The sequence below is a fragment of the Aliiglaciecola litoralis genome (genome assembly GCF_039523355.1).
GTDB lineage: Bacteria > Pseudomonadota > Gammaproteobacteria > Enterobacterales > Alteromonadaceae > Aliiglaciecola > Aliiglaciecola litoralis.
The window spans coordinates 1-833 of sequence record NZ_BAAAFD010000045.1 but is presented as its reverse complement, the minus strand read 5'-3'; the positions used below and the strand labels follow the sequence as shown (position 1 = coordinate 833).

Annotated in this window: 1 protein-coding gene; it reads right to left on the bottom strand. The window is 45.9% G+C overall.

Annotated features, from left to right (window positions below):
- On the bottom strand, nt 1-782 hold a 782-nt coding region (locus ABD036_RS19100; protein WP_343862795.1), incomplete at its 3' end, for a S8 family serine peptidase.
- Between the last annotated feature and the right edge of the window lie 51 nt (nt 783-833).

The following is an 833-nucleotide window of genomic DNA, read 5'->3' as shown; positions in this document are numbered from 1 at the left end:
TTCAAACCATCCAATACATTGGTATAGCTACCACTGCCGGTGCCATCAAATGCTTTAACTGACAACAAGTACACATCTGGTGCCATACCGTTGTATTTACCGTTTTCGCTTTGAAGGCTGCTGGCAATAATACCTGAGATATGACTACCGTGACCGTTTTGGTCATCATTCAACAGCGCACTGACTACGCCATGGGTAGCATCATACTTGTAAAATGCACGAGAGCTATTTAATGAATTTTTAAGTAGGGGCCTGCCCTCTTCGCCACCCATTAAAGTACCACTGTCCAATACCGCAACAGTAATGCCTTTACCAGTGATACCAAACTCATGTAATTGGTCTGCGCCGGTTTGGGTCGCAATGTGGTTATCAATAACGAACTTTTTCGTGCCACCCGTGATTGTTGATATAGCACCTGGAAGCGCCATGGTCATGACATTACGGTCTTCGGTCATTCTCAGACCTGACACACTGGCCAGCTCAGTGGCTTGTGACGACGTTAAGTAAGCGCTAATGGCGTTGATAATTGGAAATTCACGAGCCACTGCACCGCCGACGTTCTCAACCGCTGCGACCAAGGCGTCACGTCCCAATCCTTGTAGGATATAAGAGTTCTCTTGGCGAAGATCAGTGCTCACCACCATTTTAGGGGTGCTACCTGACTGGGTAAAGAAAGGAGCACTGTTCGTGCTCGACTGCATTGTCAGCATCACTGCTGAGACACTACTCATTAGGGAGATGGCCCCAACTAATAATGTTTTCTTATCTGTGAAAAAACTCATGTTACAACTCCATTACGGATAAATATTATTACTCTGACCAGACAATGCATA